This window comes from Myroides sp. LJL116, from assembly GCF_054871685.1.
The window spans coordinates 443,253-453,781 of the sequence record NZ_JBTXLR010000001.1; the positions used below are offsets into that span (position 1 = coordinate 443,253).

Consider the following 10,529-nt stretch of genomic DNA (forward strand, 5'->3'; position numbering starts at 1 on the left):
GATAGTTAATAAAAATGTGAGTTAGTTTTATTTATTATAGATCCAATGCTTGGTCAATTCTATTGATTAAGTCAGCATAATGTGCCTTTGTAGCTGGATCTTTAATGTTCTTCTTTTTTGTAAGAGTTTGTTTAATCTTTAGTAACTCTCCTTTTTTATAAGTTGTTACCTCTGATACTCTTTTCATTACTGCATAGTTGATATTGCGTATAGCTTTATCCTCTTGCAATGCATTACACATAGTTGGGAAACCTAGGTTAGTCTCTACGTGTAATCCCTTTTTATTTGTTTTTTCAAATAGCTTATTTACATCTATAATTAAAGCGTCTACATAGTTTTTCTGTGTCATACGCTCTAAGATAGTTAAGGACTTATTTTTATTTGTCTTCTCGAAGATTGCCTGGTTAAGCATTTCAAATAAGTCAGTAATCGTAAAGTTTAGCTCTTGTTTATTTTGCTCTTGCTTTACTTGGTTCTCAAGTAAGCGAAGTAATCTTTGATCACTTAAGATGTAGTAAATAGCTGTGTATTGTAACTCTCTAGCTAAAGCATATGGAGAGTATTCAAACGGACCAACAGGAGAAGATTTTAAACCATAGGTTTTGTCGATAATCTCTGGGTTGAAAAACAACCATGTTGGGATTGTCAATACGTTTTCACTTATATATTCTACTGCTCTTTTTTGGATGTCATATGGAACTGGTGTATAAGTATTTTTATTATTTCCATAAGTAGCATGGTCAAAGTAAACTCCACCGATATTATTTAAAACATGTTGGTTGTAAGTTTGCCATTGTCCAATACTTGCCATAAGTAATTTTCCAGCCTCTGTATAATCTTTTCCTTGTTCATAGGTCCAAGGAAGAATGTTTTCTACTACGATTTGTAAGTTTTTCAAACCATATGTACTAGCTTTCATTGCATCATCTCCAAGGTCTTCACTTTGACTTCTTGGGTCAATAGTGTTTAAGTAGCTTTGTTGCTCCCCATAGAAATAAATTGGATCATCTTGATGATCTTCAATCATTTTTTTAAGGGCCTCTTTCTCTGTTTGGCTATCTGGGTACCAACGGTATCCCCATTCGATAGCATATTTATCGTATAAACCAATTTTTGGAGTTATTGCAGTAACACCATCCCCTGGTTGTGCTACATAATTATATCTAGCATAATCCATAATAGAAGGAGCAGTTCCTCCCATTTTGTCTGTAAATGTTTTAGAACGAAGAGAGTCTACTGGGAATGCAAAGGAAGATCCCATGTTGTGTTTTAATCCAAAGGTGTGTCCTACTTCATGCGAAGAAATAAAGCGAATAGCTTCTCCCATGTGGTCATCAGAGAATTTGTTTGCTCTTGCTTTTGGATCAATAGGTCCTGTTTGAACTCTCATCCAAGCATGAACAGAAGTCATTACATTATGCCACCAAATAATATCAGCTTCGATAATTTCTCCACTTCTTGGGTCCATAACTGAAGGTCCCATAGCGTTAGACTTTGGAGAAGCAGCATAGGTAATTACCGAGTAGCGTACATCATCAATGTCGAAATCTACATCTTGTTCTGTTGGCTCTTTAGCAATAATAGCGTTTTTGAACCCTGCTTGTTCAAAAGCAATTTGCCAATCGGTTACTCCATCTTTGATCTTTTGTCTCCATTGTGGTGGAGTAGCTGGATCGATATAATATACGATAGGATTTTTAGGTTCTACTAATTCTCCTTTTAAGTATCTTTCAATGTCTTGCTCTTTAGGCTCTAGATTCCATTTTGTGATAAACTCTCTAGATTCCATTTTGTGCTGCTCATCAGTGAATAGCCAGTTTTGTTCTGTAAAATATCCAACGCGTTTATCAGCTATTCTTGGCTTCATTGGTTCTTTAGATAGTAAAACGATATTTGTAGTTACACCTAATGAGACAGCCATATCTCCTGTACCTTCATTAACAGTTGTAGTTAATAGAGATTTTACTACAAGGTTTTTTTCAAAGGTTTTTACAGCTTCAATATAAGAAAGGTTAGTTTTAATAGAAGTAGGTAACCCTAATCCTGCTAAAACGTCATTAAAGCTTTTTTGATTTCCATCAAAAACTTTATTTACTTTAATTACTGTAGAAGTAGAATCTGCATTTTTTGCTTCAATATCAAAAACCTCTAAAACTGATTCAATAAAGTTGTTTTTAACTGATTCAGTAATAGCATCATCTATTGGAGAAGAAACACGTGGGTTTTGTGTTTTTACCCAAATTTTATTTGCAAGAGTATCTTTGTGAAAAGTAATTAATTTATTCTCGTAGTTCATCCCTTTATTTGCTCCTGCATCATTAATCTCCAAAGGAACTTGGGAAAGCTTATTTACAATTAAAAATTGACGATCTAATAAACTATCGGGAATTTCAAAATAGATATCGGTCTTTACCTGGATAGTGTTGAACATTCCTTTTTTGTAAATACCTTTCTTTAAAAGATCCGCATAGCTATTCTTTTTAGCATCTGTAGAATCTTTTTCTTTGGTAAGCTCTTTGTCAGCTTTCGGGGTTGCTTTTTTGTTGTTAGCTAAGCTTGGGTAGGCTGTTAAAAAGCTAAAACAAAACAGTAAAGCACTGATAGTTAGTTTAACCGATTTTTGGTTCATTCCAATAGTAAGTTATAATTATAGGCCCTAAAACTAAGGCGGTATCCTTAGAGTAAAAAATTTTAGGGAGTGAATGGCTTTAATATGGGAGTGAACGGTTTTATTCTATTGTTGAATAAATGGTAATACACATACAAAATCGTCCCTTTTTATTTGGGCTGCAAAGTTAGGAACATTATAGTAATCGTAAATAGTTTTAAGATAATTTAACCCGAAGTTTTCACTGTGTTTAGTATTGTGTAAAGGTTGGTAGTTATTTGTTACTAAAAGTTGATCTTTTTGCAGTATAATTTGTATAACTAATGGATTGTCAAGGGTTGCGATATTGTGCTTAAGAGCATTTTCTATGGTGATTTGCAATGCCAGAAAAGGGATTTTGTCCGTACTTTTGTAAGACTCCTCCTCAATTATATTGATTTTTAGCTCTTGGTTAAAACGAATCTTTTGTAGATTAATATACTGTTTTATGAAATTTAGTTCTTGCTCCACACTTACAATATTAGTACTTGGTGGATGGATAAGGTAGCGATAAATCTTACTTAAATTTAAAGTGAATTCCGTTGCTGTATTAGCATCAATGTTAATAAGCATGTATAAGGAGTTAAGCGAATTGAATAAAAAATGAGGGTTGATCTGATTTTTTAACTGCTGTAATTCTGCTAGTGCTTTTTCTTTATCTACCTTTTCATAGGCTACGGCTAGTAATTCTTTTTGGGTTTGCGCTCTTTTATTGGCACGAAAAAAAAGAAAGAACAGTATAACTATGATAGCAACTGCTGTTATGAAAATTAAAGTAGTGCTTTGCTTTATAGGTTGTAGGTTGTCATCTGCATTGAATTTTGGGAAGTTAACCATGATATATCCCGAAAGATTATCACTTTTAAATGGCGCTAAAAATCGGATAATATCTAATTTAAGATATTCTGATTCTCTTACCCCTAGTTCATTAGTTTGTTGAGAATTAATGGTGTCTTTTTCGCCTATAATGCCTTTTTCAAATAAGTTTGCTCCTAATAAATTAGTGTCAGGATGGTAAATACACAAGCCATTCTTGGTGAAAATAAAAGCATAATTGGCATTAGTAGCATCTACATCGGCTAGGTAAGTATGTAGGTTGTTTAAATCTACTGTAATTCCATAGAAAATTCTTAATTGATCGGGTAGCTTTACTTGACGGTAAAGTAACCACTGTGCTTTGTTATCTTGTTGTACTAAAACTGCAGAATTATTTGTTGGATCGTTTTTTACTAGATCCAAGTACATAGGAGGGATATAGGTTTGGTCGGTAGCAGTATACCATTGTACAGGGGTATTGTCTTTATCTACTATGATATACCAATTCAAAGAAATATAATCTCCAGGTGTGTATACTTGGTTAATAATTTCAAAGTTCTTCGATAAGTCCTTTCTATGTGCATAGTAGCTTATGGTATCTAAAGAGCTTAGATAATTATCAATTTTTTTAAATTCTATCTCTAAAGACTTTAGCTTATTGGTAAAGTTTTTCTTTGTTATATAGGCATAGTTCTGCTGGCTATTCTTTGTAATGGAATAGCTAAGGGTAAATAAAGCGCCTATAGTTATAAGTAGTATTACAATACCAATTACTAAGTATGCTTTTTGGGATAGATAGGTAGTTTTAGGTATTTTCAATGTTAGTTATAAATCAAATAAGGTTGACGTAATGTTTTAAAATCCTCAAGACCTTTAATCCAAGATGCTCTAATTTGCTTTTCGCTCACATTTTGTTTTATTTGCTGTTCTAACTCTGTAGTACCTGCAAGTTTGGTAAAGAAGTTGTTGAAGAATTTGTCTTTTGCCTTACTGTTTTGATAGGCTTTGATAAGCCATTTTATTTCTAATTGGTCTAATGGGGCAGTGTCTTGTAGGTTTTCTCCATGACAAAGTTTATTTTGATTCATTGGATGTTTTGCTCCTGGATTAGAAACAGGTGTAAAACTAAAAGGCATATTTTCTAAATAAGGACTTCCATATATTTGGAACTGTAGGTTTGTTCCTCTTCCACTAGAAACATTGGTTCCTTCAAAAAAGCATAAACTAGCATATAAATCAATAGATTTATCATTAGGTAAATTAGGAGAGGGGGCAACGGGAAGCGAATATTTAGTACCTCTAGTGTAATTCAAACACGGAATAACAGTTAGGTCACAAGATGTGTCGGTTTGTATCCAATTTTGTCCATTAATCATTTTGGCATATTCTCCCATTGTCATACCATGCATGGTAGGTATAGGGTGCATTCCTACAAAGCTTGTGTTTTTCATCTCTAGGGTTGGACCATCAATGATGTGAATATTGGGATTTGGACGGTCTAAAACTATTACAGGTATGTTGTTTTGCGCACAGGCTTGCATTAAATAATGTAAAGAACTGATATAAGTGTAAAACCTAGCACCTACGTCTTGCAAATCAAAAAGCATTACTTCAACCGAGTCAAGTTGTTCTTTGGTTGGCTTTTTATTGCTTCCATATAAGGATATTACCGGTAATCCTGTTATAGGGTCTTTTGAGTCTTTTACATGTTCTCCGGCATCGGCTGTTCCTCTAAAACCATGTTCAGGGGCGAAAATTTTTATTAATTCCACCTGGTTGTTTAATAAGAAATCCACTGTAGATATTTGCTTATCCTCTTGATTAACAACACCAGTTTGATTGGTGAGTATAGCTACTTTCTTACCTTTTAATAGATCTGCATAAAGATCTATTTGTTGGGCTCCTACAACAATTGTTTCCATTGGAGACGCACTTGAAGAGAAAGGATTTTGCTGTGATTTTACATTAAGGCTAAAAAGCAATGTAAAGACTAAAAATAAAACTGTATTTTTGAACATTGAATTAGATACTACCATACCTTGAAATTAGAATATTTTATAACCAAACGACTTGTTACTACTAAAAACTATAAAAGTAGTATATCTGCTCCAATAATTAAAATTGCAATTACAGCAATTGCTTTGGGAATTATTATGATGCTTATTTCAATTTCCACAGGGCTTGGATTAAAATATAAGATCAGGGAGAAGATTTCTGCTTTTAGCGGTCATATTGTAGTAACTAATTACGATAACAACGCAAGTGATATCACTTTAGTTCCTTTAGAGAGAGACCTCAGTAAATATAACGATTTTCAAAATATAGAGGGGATTAAGAATATTGCCCCTTTTGCCAGTATTGCTGGGATAATACGTACTGCTGACTATTTTGAAGGCATAGTATATAAAGGAGTAGACTCTATTTATGATTTTACTCCCATGCAAGAATATCTTGTACAAGGTAGATTACCTAATCTAACCATGCAAATGAGCAATGAGGTATTGTTATCTCAGTTTATTGCTGACCGTTTAAATTTAAAGTTAGGAGATAAAATTACTACCTACTTTATGAAGGAATGGGGTAACAAAGTGCCATTAGTAAGACAATTTGAAATTGTTGGTATATATAGTTCAGGTATACAGCAATTTGATGCTAGTGTTGTTTTAGGGGATTTGCGTCATGTCCAGCGATTAAATAGATGGAAGCCTAATCAAATTGGGGGCTTTGAGTTATTAATTGATGATTTTGATCAAATACAAACTATAGGGGACAAGGTGTATCTAGAGCTTCCTTCCATAGTGGATAGTAAGACAGTCATGGATAAATATGCCAATATATTTAGCTGGATTGATATGTTTGACTTTAATATTCTAGTTATCATAGTTATCATGGTAATAGTAGCCTCTATTAATATGATTGTTGCTCTACTTGTTTTAATTTTAGAGAGAACCCAAATGATTGGAACCCTTAAGGCCTTAGGGGCTAATAATTGGAGTATTCGAAAGATATTTCTATACAATGCTTCTTATTTGATTATAAAGGGACTTTTCTATGGTAACATAATTGGCCTTTCTCTTTTATGGATTCAGAAATATTTTGGTATCATTACTTTAGACCCTGCTTCTTATTATGTTAGTCAAGCTCCTGTACTGCTAAGCTTTTGGCATGTATTGTTGTTAAATTTAGGAGTGATTACTATTTCCATGTTAGTTTTATTAATTCCTTCCTATTTAATTACTAAAATTACCGTTGTGAAAGCTCTTCGTTACCAATAGAAGTATTTTATACCTGGAAGATTTAGTTTTGTCTTTAAATCAGTACCTGAATTATCTGTAATAGTGTTTTGGAGTAGGTGAGTTGTAACTTTTGAATATTCTACTGCTTTAAGACAATTATTGGCAGTTCTTTATTGTAAGTAGAACTAAAGGAAAGATAAGTTTATTTTACACAGGAATATTTTATCACTTTTTAGTTTCCTGTTTCCTTTTTTTTAGGCGAAATTTTATAGATTTCACTTGTGTTTTATTGGTCTAAAAAGGATTTTTTTGCCTTAGTTGAAAAAAGTATTTTTTGAGTTTATTGGGGTGAAATGGGTGTTTTATTTGCAAGTATGTAATTATGTTAATGTTTCTTTAGGGACTTTTCAAAAACATAATTTAAACTTAATGTCCTTTAATTCTAGTTTATTGATAAAATAACTGCTCTTTTAACCTTGTTTTTTGGGTTTTGTTTATTTTAAACAGGGGTATAGCCTTTTTGTAATAAAATTGCAGTAGTGTTAAAAAACTTGATTAATTGTTAGTAATGTGTCAGAATAAAAAGACAAAAAACTAAGATAAGTGTAGTTTATATTTTTATTATTTTCCTATATTGTGCTCTTGTTTGTACAAAAAGTGTGTTTTAGACACTTTTTTCTTTATTAATACCTCTTGTAGTTGTCTGTATATAAGACTGCATGTTTATCTAGGGGAAATAATTAAATATTTAGATGGGATTTAAACGATATTCTGATGCAACCACAATAGGTTTCGCATTATTTGCAATGTTTTTCGGAGCTGGTAATATAATACTACCTCCAATTATTGGACTGATGACTGGTAGCGACTGGAGTTTCGCTGTAGCTGGTTTTTCTATAACTGCTATTTTAGGTCCTTTCCTTGGTATTTTGGCTGTACTATTCTCTGGGGATAGTTTTACGGATTTAGGAAAGCGTATCAATAGTACTCTAGGATGGATTTTAGCTACGGCTATTATTTTGAGTATTGGTCCATTGGTGGCAATTCCAAGAACAGCAGCAACTACTTATGAAATCGGAGTATTGTCTGTTTTTCCTTCGATAGATCCTGGAATGGGAGCTATTATTTCTTCAATAGTTTTCTTTGGTATAACAGCTCTTTTGAGTATATCACCATCTAAAGTGGTAGATATTATTGGAAAATATTTAACCCCTTTATTATTAGTCATCCTAATTTGGTTACTTGTTATTGGTATTACTAATCCAATTGATCCTGCTATGTTGGCGGATTTGAAAAATCCAGAAGCCTTTAGAATAGGATTTACAGAAGGGTACCAGACTTTAGATGTATTGGCCTCGGTGATTTATGCCGGTATTATCATTACTGCTGTAAAAAGTAAGGGGTACGTTAAAATGGGTGAGAAGACAAATGTTGCTTTATTGTCTGGGTTTATCGCAATGTTTTGTTTGCTTTTTATTTACGGAGGTTTAGTATACTTAGGAGTAACATCAGGTTATGAATATTCAGGAAGCTTAAAAAGAACAGAGTTATTACTACATATATCTAATGGATTACTAGGGAAATCAGGTACTTTAGTTTTAGCACTTTGTATCGCCTTAGCATGTTTAACTACTGCTATTGCTCTTGTTTGTGCTACGGGTACTTTCTTCCATAGTTTAACAAAAGGTCGACTTAGTTACCGTCTGGTTGTAATTTTAACTTGTGTGTTTTCTGCGGTATTAGCTGTAGAGGGTGTAGATAAAATTATTGAGTACGCGGGACCTTTCTTAGGAGTAATCTATCCGATTACTTTAACTTTAATCCTATATATGGTTGTATTTGGTAAAGTAGTATATAGAAAAGCACCTTTTGTGGCAGCCATTTTGATGACAACGATTTTGTCGTTATTCTCTTTTAGTGGAAGTGTAGCCTTAGGGTATGGCAATGGGGAGTATAGTACTATGGTTAATAAAGTAGTTAATGCTATTCCTTTAGCTTCTTATGATGTACCATGGCTTATTCCTTCAGCACTAGCATTTGGAGTGGTTTTCTTTTTTGGAAAATTTATAGCTCCAAAGAAACAATAGAACTTAATTCCTTTAAAGGGTGATATAAAAAAATGGGCGACTCAATTTTAGAGTCGCCCATTTTTTTATTTTTATAGAGATATTTTTTCTCCTTGTATTGGGAAAATGTAATTTACATGTAATGGATTGTCTTTGTATAGTTGATTTTTGATTGTTTCAATGGAATTTTGAGAAGGTTTTAAATGGGTAACAATAATATTGATTCCTTTTAATTTCTCCTTAGTGGTATAAGTGGCTAAGTTATTTAATTCCTCTTGAAGCAATTTTGGGGTTAAATGCCCGTATAGTGCATTTTCGGGTTGTTCATTAGGGAAGGATACTTCTATTAAAATGTTTTTTAGTTTATCCTCTATTATTAAAGGTGCAATATCTTTCCATATTATATCTAGGTGATTTGTTTTCTCTATGCGATCTGCCCCAGTATCTCCAAAGTAAAGTACATATTGCTTATTATCGTTATTGATTAATAAAGCGGAACTTGTTTGAGGATTTACATGACTAAGCGTATAAGCTTTAGCTGTCATAGTTGTGTTTGCAATAGGGAACTCTTGCATTTGGTCTAAAGTTGTGTAGGTGTATTTTCCTATTATCGGAGCCTCACCTTGATCTGCAAAATTGGCCCATGCTGCATTTGTAAAATAATTTTTTGTAAGCACTTCTATAACTGGGCTAAAACCATATATAGGTTTAGAAGAGTCTTCAGGGGAGTTGATAATTAATCCTGCTAGATGGTCTAGGTGGCCATGACTTATAAAATACCCTTTTATATAATTTTGCTGTACATGTTGAGCATCTTCATTAAAGGTATTTAAAGCTATGGCTTTATTTATACCACTTCTTATAGTTCCGGCATCTAAGCTTAAGTAGGCATTACTTTGTTCTACTCCTATTAAGTAAGCAGATAAGTTGCTTTCGTCCGAACCTCCATATACTCCAAGAGGAATAATTTCTAGAGATTGGCTATATCCATATAATGAAAAGACTGCTGCTATAGTTAAAAATATTTTTCTCATGATATTTGTATTTTAGGCAAATTTAGAGTTATTTATTTTTAAATGAAAAGCTACCTATATATATAAGAAGAAAACAAACTGTATTTTTAGAAAAGTTGTTCATGGTGATTCCATGGGGAGCGGACTTTTATGGGGATATTTTTACTATTTATACTTGTAGGGTTTACCTTGGATATGGTGTTTGGTCGTTTTACTGGGGTTTTGTTTTCTCTTACTACAATAGGGTGTTTATTATCTAGTTGTTAAGCTGAAAAAAAACAAACACATAAAGTGCTTGTTTATAGCTACTTGTGGTTTGTGTGTGAAAAATAATAAAAAAAAGCATGTATAAAGTTTGGAAGTAAACAATAAGTTTCTACTTTTGCACCCGCATTAAGCAAGACGATCTTATACAAAAAGAAGTAAAGTTACCTTTTAAAAACATTAAAGAAATTTTAAGAAAAATAAATTTGGATAATGAAAAAATAAGGTGGTATCTTTGCAGTCCGCTTTAGGAAATACAAGGGCTGGCAAGAAATTAAAAAATAAAAATTTTCGAAATTTCTTTGGTAGTTTAAAATAAAGTATTACTTTTGCAACCGCTTTGAGAGATAAGCGAAACATTTGAAGACACGTTCATAGACATATTGGATTGACAGCAAAATTTAACAAAGAGTAAGGCAAATCGCAAGATTTGATTTATATATCTAATTTAAGATATAAAAAATATACGATGAAGAGTTTGATCCTG

The 10,529-nt window shown here is 32.7% G+C and carries 6 protein-coding genes; 2 read left to right on the plus strand and 4 right to left on the minus strand.

The genetic code is table 11. From position 1 onward, the window contains the following. Nucleotides 1-34 precede the first annotated feature (34 nt). The 3 genes from ACYSNM_RS02055 to ACYSNM_RS02065 all read right to left on the minus strand — a co-directional run bounded on the left by ACYSNM_RS02055 (nt 35) and on the right by ACYSNM_RS02065 (nt 5,499). A complete protein-coding gene (locus ACYSNM_RS02055) occupies nt 35-2,629 on the minus strand; it encodes a zinc-dependent metalloprotease (RefSeq protein WP_461755420.1) in 2,595 nt (864 codons plus the stop codon). Nucleotides 2,630-2,734: 105 nt separating this feature from the next. Beyond that, nucleotides 2,735-4,282: a histidine kinase gene (locus ACYSNM_RS02060; protein ID WP_461755421.1), complete on the minus strand. Its 1,548-nt coding sequence runs from the start codon at nt 4,280-4,282 to the stop codon at nt 2,735-2,737. Between the two features lie 2 nt (nt 4,283-4,284). Next, nucleotides 4,285-5,499, minus strand: a complete 1,215-nt coding sequence (locus tag ACYSNM_RS02065) for an exo-beta-N-acetylmuramidase NamZ family protein (RefSeq protein WP_461755422.1) — start codon at nt 5,497-5,499, stop codon at nt 4,285-4,287. A gap of 3 nt (nt 5,500-5,502) precedes the next feature. On the opposite strand from ACYSNM_RS02065, the gene ACYSNM_RS02070 reads away from it, so the two are divergent. Both ACYSNM_RS02070 and brnQ read left to right on the plus strand, forming a co-directional pair. Beyond that, nucleotides 5,503-6,738: an ABC transporter permease gene (locus ACYSNM_RS02070; RefSeq protein ID WP_461755423.1), complete on the plus strand. Its 1,236-nt coding sequence runs from the start codon at nt 5,503-5,505 to the stop codon at nt 6,736-6,738. Nucleotides 6,739-7,451: 713 nt separating this feature from the next. Beyond that, the gene (gene brnQ, locus ACYSNM_RS02075; protein ID WP_461755424.1) at nt 7,452-8,786 is read left to right on the plus strand and encodes a branched-chain amino acid transport system II carrier protein; all 1,335 of its coding nucleotides are present in this window, start codon (nt 7,452-7,454) and stop codon (nt 8,784-8,786) included. 71 nt (nt 8,787-8,857) lie between these two features. Here brnQ and ACYSNM_RS02080 read toward each other — a convergent pair whose 3' ends face one another. Next, complete coding sequence (locus ACYSNM_RS02080; RefSeq protein WP_461755425.1) at nt 8,858-9,799, minus strand: MBL fold metallo-hydrolase; 942 nt, start codon at nt 9,797-9,799, stop codon at nt 8,858-8,860. Nucleotides 9,800-10,529: the final 730 nt, after the last annotated feature.

Excerpts from the sequence above, each read along its gene's own strand:
- ACYSNM_RS02055 (WP_461755420.1), bottom strand. The coding sequence starts at position 2,629 with ATGAACCAAAAATCGGTTAAACTAACTATCAGTGCTTTACTGTTTTGT.
- ACYSNM_RS02065 (WP_461755422.1), bottom strand. The coding sequence starts at position 5,499 with ATGGTAGTATCTAATTCAATGTTCAAAAATACAGTTTTATTTTTAGTC.
- brnQ (WP_461755424.1), top strand. The coding sequence starts at position 7,452 with ATGGGATTTAAACGATATTCTGATGCAACCACAATAGGTTTCGCATTA.
- ACYSNM_RS02080 (WP_461755425.1), bottom strand. The coding sequence starts at position 9,799 with ATGAGAAAAATATTTTTAACTATAGCAGCAGTCTTTTCATTATATGGA.